This window comes from Novosphingobium sp. (genome assembly GCF_036803765.1).
Classification (GTDB): domain Bacteria; phylum Pseudomonadota; class Alphaproteobacteria; order Sphingomonadales; family Sphingomonadaceae; genus Novosphingobium.
Window position 1 is genome coordinate 1 of record NZ_DAIRTS010000004.1, and the last position, 15,948, is coordinate 15,948.

13 protein-coding genes are annotated in these 15,948 nt (G+C 67.7%); 3 read left to right on the plus strand and 10 right to left on the minus strand.

All coding sequences use genetic code 11. The features are described 5' to 3' along the window. The 8 genes from V7Q48_RS03455 to V7Q48_RS03490 form a co-directional block, all read right to left on the minus strand. Positions 1–461, minus strand: a 461-nt coding sequence (locus V7Q48_RS03455; protein ID WP_333836290.1) for a gluconate 2-dehydrogenase subunit 3 family protein, incomplete at its 3' end; no start/stop codon positions are given. A gap of 5 nt (positions 462–466) precedes the next feature. Further along, a complete protein-coding gene (locus V7Q48_RS03460) occupies positions 467–1,525 on the minus strand; it encodes a sugar phosphate isomerase/epimerase family protein (RefSeq protein ID WP_333836291.1) in 1,059 nt (352 codons plus the stop codon). Between the two features lie 33 nt (positions 1,526–1,558). Further along, positions 1,559–2,677 carry a Gfo/Idh/MocA family protein gene (locus V7Q48_RS03465; protein WP_333836293.1) on the minus strand — a complete coding sequence of 373 codons (1,119 nt, stop codon included), beginning with the start codon at positions 2,675–2,677 and terminating at the stop codon, positions 1,559–1,561. Then, a complete protein-coding gene (locus tag V7Q48_RS03470) occupies positions 2,674–3,060 on the minus strand; it encodes a C-glycoside deglycosidase beta subunit domain-containing protein (RefSeq protein ID WP_333836294.1) in 387 nt (128 codons plus the stop codon). Before V7Q48_RS03470 ends, V7Q48_RS03465 begins: the two co-directional genes overlap by 4 nt. Beyond that, positions 3,060–3,980, minus strand: a complete 921-nt coding sequence (locus tag V7Q48_RS03475; protein ID WP_333836296.1) for an alpha/beta hydrolase — start codon at positions 3,978–3,980, stop codon at positions 3,060–3,062. The genes V7Q48_RS03470 and V7Q48_RS03475 overlap by 1 nt, the downstream gene beginning before the upstream one ends. Beyond that, a complete protein-coding gene (locus tag V7Q48_RS03480; protein ID WP_333836297.1) occupies positions 3,980–4,996 on the minus strand; it encodes a sugar phosphate isomerase/epimerase family protein in 1,017 nt (338 codons plus the stop codon). Before V7Q48_RS03480 ends, V7Q48_RS03475 begins: the two co-directional genes overlap by 1 nt. A gap of 16 nt (positions 4,997–5,012) precedes the next feature. Then, complete coding sequence (locus tag V7Q48_RS03485) at positions 5,013–6,242, minus strand: MFS transporter (RefSeq protein WP_333836298.1); 1,230 nt, start codon at positions 6,240–6,242, stop codon at positions 5,013–5,015. Positions 6,243–6,418: 176 nt separating this feature from the next. Next, positions 6,419–7,027, minus strand: a complete 609-nt coding sequence (locus V7Q48_RS03490) for a TetR/AcrR family transcriptional regulator (RefSeq protein WP_333836299.1) — start codon at positions 7,025–7,027, stop codon at positions 6,419–6,421. Positions 7,028–7,251: 224 nt separating this feature from the next. On the opposite strand from V7Q48_RS03490, the gene V7Q48_RS03495 reads away from it, so the two are divergent. Continuing rightward, positions 7,252–9,609, plus strand: a complete 2,358-nt coding sequence (locus V7Q48_RS03495) for a TonB-dependent receptor (protein ID WP_333836300.1) — start codon at positions 7,252–7,254, stop codon at positions 9,607–9,609. Between the two features lie 173 nt (positions 9,610–9,782). Here the strand turns inward: V7Q48_RS03495 and rhaI are convergent, their stop codons facing one another. Then, entirely contained in the window at positions 9,783–11,075 is a 1,293-nt protein-coding gene (gene rhaI / locus V7Q48_RS03500) for an L-rhamnose catabolism isomerase (RefSeq protein ID WP_333836301.1), read from the minus strand. 24 nt (positions 11,076–11,099) lie between these two features. Next, positions 11,100–13,196 (minus strand): bifunctional rhamnulose-1-phosphate aldolase/short-chain dehydrogenase, encoded by a 2,097-nt coding sequence (locus V7Q48_RS03505; RefSeq protein WP_333836302.1) that lies wholly within the window; start codon positions 13,194–13,196, stop codon positions 11,100–11,102. Between the two features lie 230 nt (positions 13,197–13,426). On the opposite strand from V7Q48_RS03505, the gene V7Q48_RS03510 reads away from it, so the two are divergent. Next, a complete protein-coding gene (locus V7Q48_RS03510; RefSeq protein ID WP_333836304.1) occupies positions 13,427–14,806 on the plus strand; it encodes an FGGY-family carbohydrate kinase in 1,380 nt (459 codons plus the stop codon). After that, positions 14,803–15,942 (plus strand): FMN-dependent L-lactate dehydrogenase LldD, encoded by a 1,140-nt coding sequence (lldD, locus tag V7Q48_RS03515; RefSeq protein ID WP_333836305.1) that lies wholly within the window; start codon positions 14,803–14,805, stop codon positions 15,940–15,942. Before V7Q48_RS03510 ends, lldD begins: the two co-directional genes overlap by 4 nt. Positions 15,943–15,948 lie beyond the last annotated feature (6 nt).

Genomic DNA, 15,948 nt, shown 5'->3' on the forward strand with positions numbered 1-15,948 from the left:
GGCGGGAAGGCGGCCGCGTCGAGCGCGGTGACCAGCGCCACCTGGCGTGCCGGCGGCAGCGTCAGGAACGCGCCGCCACCGGCCTGCATCAGCGCCTGGACCAGCCATGTCATGTGGCGCAGCGAGCCATCGGCCCGCAGCGGTGCGCCGGCCGGTGCATCGGCCATGGGCGCGCGGCTGCCCTCGAGGCCGTGGGCGAGCGCCAGTGCGACGAAGGCCGGCACACCGACCGCCAGCGCGCCCGGCGTGTCGGTGGCGGGAACGACGATGTCGCAGACCCGGCGCAGCACGGCCTCCTCGGTCGGCGTCGGGGTCTCGTCCGCCGGCAGGGCGATCTGGTGCGCGGCGAGCGTCGGCAGGCCGATCGCCAGCGCGAAGAGCGCCGCGCCGGCCAGCACGTCGCGGCGGTTGGCGGACAGGGGAGCGGAAGGGCGAATCTGGGCAGGGTCGGGGGCTACCATGCCGATCAGTCCGTGATGCCCATCAGGCGCCGATTGAGTTCGCGGTCGGCGCCGCCGGCGGCGAAGTCGTCGAACGCCTTTTCGGTGACGCGGATGATGTGGCGATCGATGAACGGCGCGCCTTCGGCCGCACCGGCCTCGGGATGCTTGAGCGCGCATTCCCATTCGAGCACGGCCCAGCCGGCAAAGTCGTATTGCGCCATCTTGCTGAAGATCTGCGAGAAATCGACCTGGCCATCACCGAGCGAGCGGAATCGGCCGGGACGATCGACCCAGCCCTGATAGCCGCCATAGACGCCGCTGCGCCCGGTGGGGCGGAACTCGGCATCCTTGACGTGGAAGCACTTGATGCGCTCGTGGTAGATGTCGATGAACTGCAGGTAGTCGAGGCACTGCAGCACGAAGTGGCTGGGATCGTAGAGAATGTTCGCGCGCGGGTGGTTGCCGACCCGTTCGAGGAACATTTCGAAGGTGATCCCGTCGTGAAGGTCCTCGCCGGGGTGGATCTCGTAACCGATGTCGACGCCGTGCTCGTCGAAGACATCGAGGATCGGCTTCCAGCGGCGGGCGAGTTCGTCGAAGGCATCCTCGACGAGGCCGGCCGGGCGCTGCGGCCAGGGATAGATGTAGGGCCAGGCGAGCGCACCCGAGAACGAGGCGTGCGTGGTGAGGCCGAGGCGCTGCGAGGCCTTGGCCGCAAGCGTCATCTGCTCGACCGCCCAGGCCTGCCGGGCCGAGGGATTGCCGCGCACTTCGGGCGCCGCAAAGGCATCGAACTGCGCGTCATAGGCCGGGTGCACCGCAACCAGCTGGCCCTGCAGGTGCGTGGACAGCTCGGTGATGGCGAGGCCCTTGTCGGCGAGCAGGCCCTTGACCTCGTCGCAATAGTCCTGGCTCTCGGCCGCGCGCTTGAGGTCGAACAGGCGTCCGTCCCAGCTGGGGATCTGTACGCCCTTGTAGCCGAGACCGGCCATGTAGGTGCCGATCGCGTCGAGGCTGTTGAACGGGGCATCGTCGCCCGCGAACTGCGCGAGGAAGATGCCGGGGCCCTTGATGGTCTTCATGGCCGTTGCGTCCTTTTCAAACGGATTGGCTGTTCAAACGGTAAGATCGGTCCAGCCCGCGCCGGCGGCGCTGGCGTGGACGGCGGTTTCGATCAGCGCCATGCCGCGCAGGCCTTCCTCGATGCCCGGTACCAGCGAACCGGGTTCGCCGCGCAGCAGCTTGGCAAAGTCGCGATAGAGGTTGGCGAAGGCCTCCAGGTAGCCCTCGGGATGCCCGCCCGGGGTGCGCGAGGCGGCCACCGCGTCGGGGCCGAGGCCGGCGTCGCCCGCCTGGATCAACTCGCTGCGGCCGCTGTCGTGGAACAGCCAGAGCTGGTTGGGCTCCTCCTGCTTCCAGCGAAGCCCCGCCTTTTCGCCGTAGATGCGGATCGCCAGGCCATTGCGCTCGCCCACGCTGATCTGGCTGGCGAGCAGCGCGCCGCGCGCGCCGTTGTCGAAGCGCAGGAACATCTGGCAGTCGTCGTCGACCTGGCGGCCGGGTACCACGGTGCCGAGGTCCGCGAGGATCTGCACGACGCGCAGGCCGCTGATGAATTCGGCGAGGTGGAAGGCATGGACGCCGATGTCGCCGATGCAGCCGCCAAGGCCGCTACGCGCCGGATCGACACGCCATTCGGCCTGCTTGCCTGCGGCTTCGCCCGCCAGCCAGCCTTGCGGATATTCGACGACGATCTTGCGCACCTTGCCAAGCGCGCCCTGGGCCACGAGGTGGCGCGCCTCGCGCACCAGCGGGTAGCCCGAATAGGTATAGGTCAGCGCAAAGGGCTTGTCGGCCGCGGCGACGACCGCGGCCAGCTCGTGCGCCTGTGCCAGCGTGGCGGTCGCGGGCTTGTCGCAGATCACCGCGATGCCGGCCTCGAGCGCGGCGCGCGCGGCGGGCAGGTGCATGTGATTGGGCGTGGTCACCGCCACGAAGTCGATCCCGTCCTCGCGCGCGGTTTCGGCGGCAAGCATCGTCGCGATGTCGGGATAGGCGCGCGCCGGGTCGATGCGATAGCTCTCGCCCGCGGCGCGCGATTTGTCTGCGCTGGAACTGAATGCACCCGCAACCAGCTCGATCTCGCGATCGAGTTCGGCGGCGATGCGGTGGACGGGGCCGATGAACGAGCCCGGACCGCCACCGATCAGGCCCATGCGCAGACGCCGGCTCATCGCGTGATCACCTTCTCGTCGTTGTTGAACGCCGGGAAGGGCAGGTAGGAGATGCGCAGCTTCTGCTGCAGCGCCAGCTTGTGCTCGCCCTTGGGGAAGCCGCCGGGGTAGGCCACGGTCAGCGTTGCCGGCGTGCCGAAGGCCCAGCTGCGGTCGTAGGCGGTTTCCATCTCGTCGAGCGTGATCGCGCCCTTGCCGTCGTCGAAGCTCACGGCCTCGCGCGGCAGGGCCTCACCGTCGATCGACACCTTGAGGTCCTCGAGCATCGAGAGCACGAGGCCACGATAGTAGCCGAGCTTGGTGGTGAAGGAGAAGCCCGTGGGGGCATCGGCCGGGCCGGTGTCGGTCACCGTGGCGGCGTCGATGATGTACTTGTCGAACATCAGTTCATTCCTTTGAGCAGACCGCGGGTGCGCATCCAGCGGAGTGTTAGATCGAGCCAGCCCTCTTCGGGCGAGCCGGGCTGACCAGCGGCAAAGCCATGGCCGCCGGCGGAGAACAGGTGGAATTCGATGGACTTGCCCGCATTGCGATAGCTTTCGACGAGCGGGAGCCCCTTGACGCGGGCGAGCAGGAAGTCGTCCGCTGCTACCGCGACGAACATCGGCGGAGCGTCGGCCGGCACCTGCATCGCGGCCATGTTGGGATAGATCGGCAGGGCGAAGTCGGGGCGGTCGGCGCCGCCCTTCTCCACCAGGCTGCGGGTCAGGAACCCGCCGGCCGAGAAGCCCATGAAGCCGACCTTCCTGGGATCGATGCCGAACTCGGTGGCATGGCCACGCACCCAGCGCAAGGCGGCCAGGCCATCGGCCAGAGCCTCGGGCGGGGTGTCTTCGGGCGGGGCGAAACTCGCCTTGCCGCCGTGGATGACCTTGCCCAGTTCGTCGGCGAAGACGGCCTGGTCCACCGGCGTCGGCAGCGTGTGGTACTTGAGCACGAACGCCGTCACGCCGTGGTTGGCGTACCAGCGGGCGACCTGCCAGCCTTCCTTCTCGATGGCGAGACCGAGAAAGCCGCCGCCCGGCGCGATGATCACCGCGGCGTCGGCCGGTGTGCCGACCGGACGGAACGCGGTCAGCGTCGCCCGGGTGACATTGCGCACCGACAGCTTCCCGGCATCGTCATGCCAGATTTCGGTCTGCTTGCCGGCAGGGGCAGGCAGGTCGATCGTGTTGGGCTGGGCGGGCGTGGGCAGCGCCACCCGGCCCACTTCGGGCATGCCCTGCGCCCCGGCACCCGCTGCGGCGAATGCGACCGAGCCGAGCAGCGCGAGGGCGATGGCCGAGGCGCGGGCCTTGCGCATCAGGCGCTCACCGCCGCCGTGCCGTACTTGGCTTCGGCTTCGGCGATCAGGCGCTCGAACATCACGTGCTGGCGGCGAACCTGCTCGCGGCTGTCGACGGCGCTCACGTCCTGGACCCAGCGGTTGCCCTCGTATTCCGACGAGAGCGTACCCACCCAGCCGGCCTTGACCAGTTCGGGGATGACGTCGTCGTAAGCGAGCGCGGGGTCGGTGCAGTCCTCGTTCATTTCGTAAAACTTGGCCTGGATGTGATGGAAGTAGGGCGCGAAGTCGCCGATGCGCTTGGGGTTGGCGAAGGGGGCGTGGCGCAGCGTCTCGGCCATTGCGACCTCGGCCTTGTTGCCCTGCATCTTCACCGCGACTTCGTAGATCGTGTACTCGGCCATGACCTTCTGTTCATGCTGGTCGACGATGAACTGGGTCACTTCCGGACGCGCGCCCTGGCGCTCGAAGCGGGCCCGCATGACGGGCGGGTAGTGCTTCATGAAGATGCCCATGTCGGGCAGGATGCCGAGGTGCTTGGTGTTCAGGCGATCGGCGACCTCGATCGTGCGCAGGATCCAGGCGTGGTCGAGGTACCACGGCGCGTGGACTTCGACGCCCATGTGCACGTCGAGCTTTTCGGCCATCGGCACGCACTTCTCGAGGATGTCGGGGCGCACGAAGATGACGATGCGCATGTTCTTGATGCCGAGCCGGTTGCACAGGATCAGGTCGCGGTGGACGCTCTCGACCTGCTCTTCGTCGGTCATCTCGCGATCTTTGCGCAGCTTGGTGTCGAGGAACATGTCGTAGGCGCTGAAATGCGCGCCGTGGCGGGCCAGCATGTCCTGCCATTCGCCGATCTGGGCATCGGTGATGTTGGGGAAGCTGGGCATGTTCTGTTCGGGCAGGAGCTCGATGGCATTGGCGCCGATCGAGGAGGCGAAGGCCACGCAGTCCTCGACGTTCATCTGGCCGAGGAACATCTCTTCCTGGAAGCTGTAGAGGCTTACGCCGCGCGTAATTTTCGACATGTTGGCAAACCCTTGGTCAAGAAGCGGAAGGCGTGCGGCGGGCAGCCAGCACGAGATTGACGATAAGCGCGCCGACAAGGCCGATCGCGCCGGTGATGACGAAGGCGCCCTGCATCGTGCCCGCGCCCATGCGCACCAGGCCGACAACGACGGGCGAGAGGAACTGGCCGAAGAAGAAGCAGGCGGTCCAGATGCCCATGCCGCGGCCGCGGTGCGCGAACGGCAGGTAGTTCTGGACCCAGCCGATCAGCACGGGCACGGCCATGCCGACGCCGGTCTGCTGCACGATCATCCCCGCGATCATGCCGCGCCAGTCGTGGATCAGGCCCATGATGATGAGGCCGCCCCCGATGAGGGTGAGGAACAGGCTGAGCTGGAGCCGCGCCGAACGCTTGCCGACGAGCCAGTAGATGCCCGCGCCGACCACCGTGAACAGGCTGGGCAGCGCGCTGAGGCGGCCGATGTCGGCCGAGCTCTGGACGCCCACTTCCTGCCAGACCGAGCCGCCATTGATGATGAAGACGTAGTAGAGCATCGCCGCGAAGAGCGTGACGGGGGCGAACAGTGCCACGTCGCGCCACGGGAAGGGCGTGGCGACGGGGGTGGCTGCGTCCTGCGGCTGCTCGTGCGGTTGCGGCGTGGGCTCGTAGAGGAAGGCCCATGTCGCGAAGAAGATCGGCACCGCGACAAGGTAGATCAGGAACGAGGCGTTCCAGCGCCAGGCGGTGGCGGCACCCGAGCTTGCGATGACCACGCTGGCGAGCAGCGGGCCGGCCATGCCCTGCAGCGACAGCCAGGTGCGACGCCCCTTTTCGTCCCAGTAGTCGCCGATCAGCGTGTTCATCGTGGTGAGCACCGCCGCCTCGGTCACGCCCAGCAGCAGGCGCGAGACATAGAGCCCGTCGAGGCTGTCGAGGAAGAACGGGGCCGAGCCGAGCAGCGCATAGAAGGCGGTCGCCCACAGCAGCATGGTGCGGCGGCCGAAACGGTCGGTTGCCATGCCGGCGAAGATCGCCAGCAGCGCGATCGTCAGGCCGGGGGCGGCGACCGCGGAGGGCACCTTGATGATCGCCGAAGGGTCGCGGGCTGCGAAGTGGGCGATGATCGCCGGCACGGCCGGGAACAGCGACACGATCGCAAGAATGGGAAGGAAACCCGCGGCAACGACGGTGATTCCCTGGGCAACACCGGGCTTGCGGCCGGTCGGGTGGCGCGCATCGCGGCCGGAAACTGCGGCGTTCGGCATCTCTCACCTTGCATACGGCAGCGCTCGCAGCACTGCATCTAAGCGTTGATTAGATTCTTGGCGCCCGCAGAGTCAAGCTGATCCGCAAATGCGTATTGGAATAATCATACCATTTAAGAATCGGGCCCGCAAGCCGGTCATCCGACCAATGATGGACGGGCGGCCGACGGGCGGCTTCAGCCGGTGGCCAGCCGGATCGCCTGGCGCACCACGGCATCGGCTGCGGCGTCGAGGCCCTTTTCGCCGATCTCTTCCTCGGCATGGATCATGTCGCGGTAGCGCATCAGGGCATAGCCGAACATCGCCGACCAGATCGTGGCGACGCAGGCGCTGACGCTGTCGGCGGGCAGGGCGGGGCCGGCCAGCTTCACGGCATTGCGAAACATCTGGTAGCCACGCTGCTGCGCCGCGAGGATTGCCGGTTCGAGCGCCGGGCGGGCCAGCTCGGAATCGTACATCAGCTCCATCATCCGCCTGTTATCACGGGCAAATCGCAGGAATGAGGAGCAGACGTTGTAGAGGATGTCGGGCCCGTCGAGGTGCAGGCCCGCATCGGCCATGGCACTGCCGACCAACTGCTCGTAACCTTGCAGGGCCACGGCGATCAGCAGGCTGCGGCGGTCGGGAAAGTGATGGTACGGCGCGCCCGGCGAGACCCCGACGATCTGCGACAACTTGCGCACCGACAGGTCCTGGTGGCCGTGCTCGGCGATGTAGATGACCGCAGCCGCGAGCAGCTCCTCCTTGAGATTTTCGCGGTGATAGGTCGGTTTCGCGCTGGCCATGGTTCTCCCTCCGGATGACTCAGCGGGTAGCGCGCACGGCTCACGCTTGACAAGGGTGCCGAGCGAAAATACACGGCGGGCATCTAAACGGTGTTTAAATCCAGCGAGTCCGACCGCTGGCGCCGCACGGAGAGGACCGCAGGCCGCACGAATCGGCCATGCCATCGGCGTTTTGACGCCCCTCCCTGCAGGCGAGACCATGGATCGGAGAGGGAGGACTAGACGTGACCAGAACAAGTTTGCAGGCCGCGCTGCTGATCAGCGCTTCGCTGTTCCCGCTGGCATCCGCTGCGGCTCAGGATGCGGCGCCCGCTGCCCCCGCAGAAGCAGCGCAGCCGGCCACGACCACGGCCGATAACTCGGGCGAAATCATCGTCACCGCGCAGCGCCGCTCGGAAAGCGTGATGAAGGTGCCGCTCAGCGTCTCCGTCGTCACCGCCGACACGCTGGTGAAGCGCGGCGTCAACGACCTCAGCTCGGTCACCAAGCTGACCCCGAGCCTTCAGGTCGCGCAGGACAACACCTACTCGATCCGCGGCGTCGGCACGGCAACCTTCGCCACCACGGTGGAATCGAGCGTGTCGCAGATGGTCGACGAAGTCGTCCTGGGTAACGGCGAATTCGCCACCAACGCGTTCTACGACCTCGAGCGGGTCGAAGTGCTCAACGGGCCGCAGGGCCTGCTGTTCGGCAAGAACGCATCGGCCGGTCTCGTCAACATCACCACCGCCAAGCCCAAGATCGGCAAGCTGGAAGGCAATGCCGACCTCGAACTCGTGACCCGCGACCGCCCGGTCAAGAACGGCCACGGCGTCCAGGCGCGCACCACGCTCAACCTGCCGGTCAGCGAAAACAGCGCGCTGCGCATCAACGCCATCTACAGCGGCCAGGACTCGATCACGTATCCCGACGTGAACCCCAAGGTGCGCAACGACATGGGCGTGCGCAACCTGGGCCTGCGCGCCAAGTACCTGTGGCAGCCGGACAATGCGCTCAGCGTCTATGTGCTGGGCGACTACAACCGCCAGCGCGGCATCTCGGGCCGTTACGACATCACCTACCGCCAGCTCGGCACCGGCAGCGCCTATACCGGCCTCGGCGTTCCGTCGGGTACGAACAATCTGACGTTCCAGGCCGATGCGCCCAACTTCCGCGACACCGAGACCGGCGGCGCGCAGGCCAACATCAGCTACACCTTCGACAGCGGCGTGCAGCTGGTCAACATCGCGGCGTGGAAGCACCTGTCGAACAACTTCTCATTCGACTCCGACGAGACGAAGTTCAACTTCTTCAACACCAACTCGTCCCATCAGAACTACAACCAGTTCTCCGAAGAGCTGCGCCTCGCCGTGCCCGACAACGGCAAGATCACCGGCCAGGTCGGCCTCTATTTCTACCACTCGCAGCTCGACCAGCAGAACCTGCTGGGCGGCAACAACGGCTTCCCGGCCTTCCTGCTGCCCACGTTCCCGTTCTGCGTCGGCGCAACCCAGCTGGGCGCGCCGCCGGCTGCCTGCCCGGTCAGCAATCGCACGTTCCTGGGCCAGGATTCGCGCTTCACGCTCAAGCAGAACAGCTATGCCGGCTTCGGCCAGGTCAGCTATCACCTGACCGACACGCTCAAGGCGACCGTTGGCGGCCGCGTGACCTATGACCGCGCCAGCATCGACCTGCTCGAGAACACCGGCCAGTACTTCATCACCCTGGGCATTCCCAACAACCGTTCGGACCAGACCACCGACGCCACCAATTTCAGCTACAAGGCGGGCCTCGACTGGCAGGTCACGCCCGACACGCTGCTCTATGGCTTCTATGGCCGTGGCTACAAGGGGCCGGGCTTCTCCAACACCGCACCGGCGCCCGGCGCCAACCTCGCGGTCCGTCCCGAAATCTCGAAGGGCGGGGAAGTGGGCGTCAAGACGCGCCTGTTCGATCGCCGCCTGACGCTCAGCCTGTCGGCGTTCTACACCCGCTACACCGACCTGCAGGTGCAGTCGTGGATCGCGGTCCTGCGCACCTTCGTGCTGGCCAACGCCGCGACGGCCACGACCAAGGGCATCGATGCCACGTTCTCGGCGAGGCTGTTCGACGGCTTCACCCTCTCGGGTGCGGCGACTTATGCCGATGCGAAGTACAACAGCTTCCCGGGCGCGCAGTGCTACCCGTCGCAGACCACCAGCGGCTGTTCGGCGACCCAGTCGTCGTTTGACGCCGGCGGCTATCGCATCCCGCTCTCGGCCGAGTTCACCAGCACGATTGGTGCGGACTACGAGCATCGCCTGTCGGATGATCTCACCGGCCAGATTTCGGTGAGCTACTACCACCGCTCGTCGCTGTCGGCCGGCTTTGGTCCGCAGTTCCAGATCCCGGCCTGGGATACGCTCGACGCCAGCCTTGGCATCAAGGCGGCGCACGTCAACCTGGCGCTGTTCTGCAAGAACTGCACGAACGAGATCCGTCCGCTGTCGATCGGATCGGACGGTGGCGACGGTACGCTCAGCCCGCAGGTGCTGACGCTCAACCAGCGCTTCGGCTACAATTCGGTCCGCACCATCGGCGTGCGTGCCGGGATCAACTTCTGATACCTCTCTATCGGAAGTGACATCGAGGGCCCCGGACGTCGCAACGTCCGGGGCCCTCTTTTTATGGCGTTGGCGGGGCTCGGGGCGCGGGGCCACGAAAAACCCCGGACGTTCGCGACGCCCGGGGTCAATGCTCGATCGATCGTGTGCGGCCCTAAGTCACGCGTGTCGGGTCAGACGATACCGGCGCCCAGGCCCACGGGCTTGCGCTCTTGCGCCTTGCGGGCGCGGTATTCACTGGCGCGGTAGGCGGCGAGCACGTCGATCGCGCCGCCCGCCTCAAGCCGGGCCATCGCCAGGATCGGCGCGACGTCGATCGAATAGGCGCGGCGCAGGGCCTGGAAGGCCATCATCGTGTCGTTGGCTTCCTGCGCGCCGTGCAGCGCGGCGCGGTCGACCAGACTGGCCTTGGCATAGCACTGGACGATGGCCTCGGCGCTCGACAGCATCGATTCGATCGGGTCGGTGACGTTGTGCGACTGGTCGATCATGTAGCTGGGGCGGAAGCCGTCGCGCGGGTTCGCCTCGGCCTCTGCCAGTTCGTTGAATACCAGGAACAGCTGGTGCGGGTTGATCGAGCCGCTGTCGAGGTCGTCGTCGCCGTACTTGCTGTCGTTGAAGTGGAAGCCGCCCAGCTTGCCGAAGCGATGGAGGCGGGCGACGATCTGCTCGATATTGACGTTGGGCGCATGGTGGCCGAGGTCGACCAGGCACTTGCACTTGTCGCCCAGCGTCTGCGCGGCCAGGATCGACGAACCCCAGTCGCTGATCACCGTCGAGTAGAAGGCCGGCTCGAACATCTTGTGCTCGAGCAGCATGCGCCAGTCGTCGGGCAGCGCGGCATAGACTTGCGCCGCGGCGTCGAGATAGCGATCGAGGCTGCGGGTGAAGTCCTGCTGCCCGGGGAAGTTGGTGCCGTCACCCACCCAGACGGTAAGGTCGGTACTGCCCAATTGGCGGCCGATCTCGATGCATTCGATGTTGTGCTCGACCGCCTGGGCCCGTGCGCCGGCATCCTGCGAGGAGAGCGAGCCGTTGGCGTACGTATGCGCCGCGCCGGGCTGGTCCTGGAAGGTGTTGCTGTTGACCGCGTCCCAGCCGAGGCCGAGCGCCGCGGCTTCCTCGCGCAGCGCGACATAGTCGCTGACCTTGTCCCACGGGAAGTGGGGGCTGACCCGCGGCGTGGCGCGCGACAGCTGGTTGATCACCGCGCAATCCTCGAGCTTCTCGTGGATGTTGGTGGGCTCGCCGGGGATCGGGAACTTGGCGAAGCGCGTGCCGCCCCGGCCGGCGCCCCATGACGGGACAGCGACCGAGAATGCGGCGACACGCGACTTGACCGCATCGATCGCGATGCCGCCACGGGCCAGCTTGCGGCCGAGCGCATCGTAGTCCTCGTTCAGCGCCTCGACCTGGCGGTCGTTGTGCTCGGCGATGAGGTCGGCGGAAATGGGCAGGTCTGTCATAGTTCTATCCTCTCCCGGGCGGGCTCAGCGCGTGAACGCCTGGACGTTGCCGGCATCGACGTTGATCATGTTGCCGGTCGACTTTGCCGAAGCGTCCGAGCCGAGGAAATAGGCCGCCTCGGCAATGTCTTCGGGCAGCACGTCGCGCTTGAGCATCGAGCGCTGGCGGTAGTGCTCCTCCAGCTCGGCACCGGGATCGATGCCGTGGGTGCCGGCGCGTTCCTTGCGCCAGTCGCCGTCCCAGATGCGGCTGCCGCGGATCACCGCGTCGGGGTTGACCACGTTGACGCGGATGCCGGCGGGCGCCCCCTCGAGCGCCAGGCAGCGGGCGAGGTGGTTGGCGGCCGCCTTGGCGCTGGCATAGGCGCTGGCCCCCGCGGCGGCAGCGACGCCGTTCTTCGAGCCGATGAACACGACGCTGGTGCCGCCCTGGTCCTTCATGCGCTTGAGCAGTGGCCAGGCCGAGCGGGCGGTCAGGAAGTAGCCCTGCGCCAGCACGTCGTAATTGCGGTGCCACAGCTCGAGCGTCGTGTCCTCGACCGCGGCGGAGGAGGCGATACCGGCATTGGCGACGACGACGTCGACGCCGCCGAACTCGCGCGCGGCGGTGGCGAAGGCAGCCTCGACCTGGTCTTCATCGGTTACGTCGCAGGTGACCGCGCGAACCACGTCCTTGCCGAACTGGCGGGCGAAGCCGGCGCGCACGTCCTCGACGGCGGCGGCATCGCGGTCGGCGAGGACTACGCAGGCGCCCTCGCGCAGGAAACGGGCCGCCGTGGCGGCGCCGATGCCGCCGGCGCCGCCAGTGATGAAGGCGACGCGGCCGACCTGCGGCTTGGGTGCGGGCATGCGCTGCAGCTTGGCTTCCTCGAGCAGCCAGTATTCGATGTCGAAGGCTTCCTGCTCGTCGAGCGCGATATAGTCGCCGATCGCCTCGGCCCCGCGCATCACGTTGATGGCATTGCCATAGAACTCACCGGCCAGGCGCGCGGTGGTCTTGTCGGTGGCGAACGTCATGCGGCCGACGCCGGGTACCAGCACGACGACCGGGTTGGCATCGCGCATCGCCGGGCTGTTGGGGCGCTTGCAGCGCTCGTAATAGGCCGCATACATCGCGCGGTAGTCGGCGATCTGCCCGGCGAGATAGGCATCGTCCTGCAGGCGCGCTGGGTCGAGCGTGAGCGGCGCGATCTTGGTGCGCAGGAAGTGGTCGGGGCACGAGGTGCCCAGCCCGGCCAGCCGCAGGAAGTCGACGCTGCCGGTGAATTCCAGCGATTCCGCGTCGTCCGAGAAATGGCCGAGCTTGCGGCGCGCGCCGGTCATGTGGCCGCGCAGGCGGGGCATGAGGTCGGCGGCGATGGCGGCACGATCGGGATTGGGGGCGACGGCCTGGCCACCGAAGGCGGGCTGGTCGGCCAGCTTGCCGTTGAGATAGGCGGCGGCATCGGCGATCAGCGTGACGGTGTGCTCGTAGCAGGCCTTGGCGCTGTCGGCCCAGCAGATGATGCCGTGGCCGGCCAGCATCACGCCCTCGACACCGGGGTTCGCGGCCACATAGTCGCGCAGCATGACCCCCAGCGTATAGCCGGGGCGCTTCCACGGCAGCCAGCCGATGCGGCCACCCCAGATGGCCTGGGTCGCGGCTTCGCCACCGCTCGACGCGGCGAGCGCGATGATCGCGTCGGGGTGGACGTGGTCGACGTGCGCGAAGGGCAGCAGGCTGTGCAGCGGCGTGTCGATGCTGGCGGCGCGGGCATTGAGGTTGAAGGTGCAGTGCGGCAGATAGCCGACCATCTTGTCGTCGTCTTCGGGCCCGGCATAGTGCGCCTCGAGCGCGAGCAGCTTGTCCTGGTAGAGCGTCGCGAAGCCGTCGAGCTTCATCGAGCCGATGTCACCGCCCGAACCCTTGACCCACAGCACCTCGACCGCCTGGCCGGTCAGCGGATCGGTCTCGGTCAGCTTGGCCGAGGTATTGCCGCCGCCGAAGTTGGTGACGGTAAGGTCGCTGCCCAGCAGGTTGGAGCGATAGAGCAGCAGTTCCTCGGGGCTCAGCGTCGCGGCGTGGGCATCGTCCCAGCGCGAGGAGGGGACAGCGAACGGAAGGGCGGCAGGGCTGGTCACGAACGTGGACTCCGATCGGAAAGGTTGTCCGCGACCTACCGAAACCGCTTTCCTTTGGCAATCATATTCGATATTGAGCAATCACAAACGATCAAATAGCAATCATGTTCGCACATGCAGCATCCGCGGGGGTTCGATCCTCCAGGCAGTGCGACGCGGTGCTATGGCGCGGGACAAGGCGGGGGGAGCAGGCACTGACACAGGATACCAGCCAGGCCGGATTTGCGGTGGTGATCGACATCGGCAAGACGATGTCGAAGATCACGCTGTGGTCGCGCGCGGGTGCGCTGCTCGATCGCCAGGTCAGGCCCAATCAGGCCAGTGAAGAATCGGGCATCGCGCGCCTCGACGCCGCCGGCATCGCGCAATGGGCGCAGGGCGTGCTGGCCGGATATGCAGGCCAGCCGGTCGAATACGTCGTGCCGGTCGGCCATGGCGCCGGCTTTGCCGCAATCGTCGACGGGGCGCTGGCTTTCGGGCCATTCGACTACGAGGCGGTGCCGCCGCAGGCGCTCCTGGCCGACTATGCCATGGCGCGCGCACCCTTCGCCGAAACCGGTTCACCGGCACTGCCGCAGGGGCTCAACCTGGGCGCGCAGGTGTGGTGGGCGCAGGCCATCTATCCCGATGTCATGGACCGCGCGACGCTGGTGCCCTGGGCGCAATACTGGGCCTGGTGGCTGTCGGGCGTGGCGGTGAGCGAGCCGACCTCGCTCGGCTGCCACTCCGACTTGTGGAGCCCCGAGACGGCGGACTGGTCCTCGCTGGCCATCGCGCAGGGCTGGGATCGCCGGTTTGCGCCGCTGGCCGCGGCCGGTACAGTGATCGGCACGATCACGCCCGCCCTCGCGGCCGCGACCGGCCTGTCGCGTGACGTGCGCGTCTTGGCCGGGCTACACGATTCCAACGCCGCGCTGATGGCCGCGCGCGGCCATGCCGCCATCGCCCGCAACGAGGCGACCGTGCTGTCGACCGGCACCTGGTTCATCGCCATGCGCCTGCCCGCGACGCCCGTCGTCACCGCCGACCTGCCCGAGGCGCGCGATTGCCTCGTCAACGTCGACGCCTATGGCCGGCCGGTGCCTTCGGCGCGCTTCATGGGTGGGCGCGAGATCGAGGCGCTGATCGAGATCGACACGCGGCGGGTCGACATCAAGCCCGACCAGCCCCACCTCCTCGCCGCGGTCCCGGCGGTGCTGGCGGTCGGGGCGATGCACCTGCCGACGCTTGCACCGGGATGCGGGCCTTATCCTACAGGGCAAGGGTGCTGGGTGGCGCAGCCCGAGGACTGGTACGAGCGCCGTGCCGCGGCCTGTCTCTATGCCGCTCTTGTCACCGATCGCATGCTCGGCCTGATTGGCGCGCGCGAGCGGCTGCTGGTCGAGGGCCGCTTTGCCGAGGCCGAAGTCTTCGTGCGCGCGCTCGCCAGCTTGCGGCCCGACATAGAAGTCTTCGTAGGCAGCGCGCACAACGACGTCAGCTTCGGCGCGATCCGCCTGATCGATCCCGCGCTGGTCCCCGACGGCGCGCTGCACCGTGTCCTGCCGCTTGACGAGGACCTGACTTCGTATCGAAACGCGTGGCTGGAACACGTGGAGTATCCTGCATGATCATCGCCTCGGTTGCCGACTTTCGCGAGGCCGCGCGCCGCCGTCTGCCGCGCTTCCTGTTCGAATACATGGACGGCGGCTCGTATGGCGAAGTGACGATGCGCCGCAACGCGGAGGACCTTGCCAATCTTGCGCTGCGCCAGCGGGTCCTGCGCGACGTCAGCACGATCGACCTGTCGACCGAGCTGTTCGGCATGCGACAGGCGCTGCCGGTGGCACTGGCGCCGGTGGGCCTGGCGGGGCTCAATGCCCGGCGCGGCGAATGCCAGGCGGTGCGCGCGGCGAACCGCGCGGGCGTGCCGTTCACGCTGTCGACCGTCTCGGCCTGCCCGATCGGCGAAGTGGCCAGCGCCGCGACCGCGTCGTTCTGGTTCCAGCTCTACATGATCCGCGACCGTGCCTTCATGCGCGACCTGCTGGCACAGGCCCGCGGGGCGGGCTGCAACGCGCTGGTCTTCACCGTCGACATGCCGGTGCCGGGCAGCCGCTACCGCGACTATCATTCCGGCCTTACCGGCACGAGCGGGTGGAAAGGTGCCGCCTGGCGCGCCGCGCAGGCCATGGCGCGCCCGGACTGGGCCTGGGACGTCGGCTTCCATGGCCGGCCGCATCACCTCGGCAACGTCGCCCCGGTGCTCAAGGGCGGCAGCGGCATCGAGGACTTCATGGCCTGGATGCGCAACAACTTCGATCCCGCGATCAGCTGGCGCGACCTCGACTTCATCCGCGCGGAGTGGGACGGCCCGCTCATCATCAAGGGCATCCTCGATCCGGAGGACGCGCGCGAGGCGGCGCGGCTGGGCGCGGACGGCATCGTCGTTTCCAACCACGGCGGGCGCCAGCTCGACGGCGTGCTGTCGAGCGCGCGGGCGCTTCCGCCGATCGTCGATGCGGTGGGCGATGCGCTGACGGTGCTGGCCGATGGCGGCGTGCGCTCCGGCCTCGACGTGGTGCGCATGCTGGCGCTGGGTGCGCGCGGCGTGCTGCTTGGCCGCGCCTGGGCCTATGCCCTCGCGGCGCGTGGCGAAGCCGGGGTCACCCGCATGCTGGCGATCATCGAGGCGGAAATGCGGGTGGCGATGGCACTGACCGGGTGCACCACGATCCCGGCGATCACCCGCGAGTGCCTCGCCTGATCATCG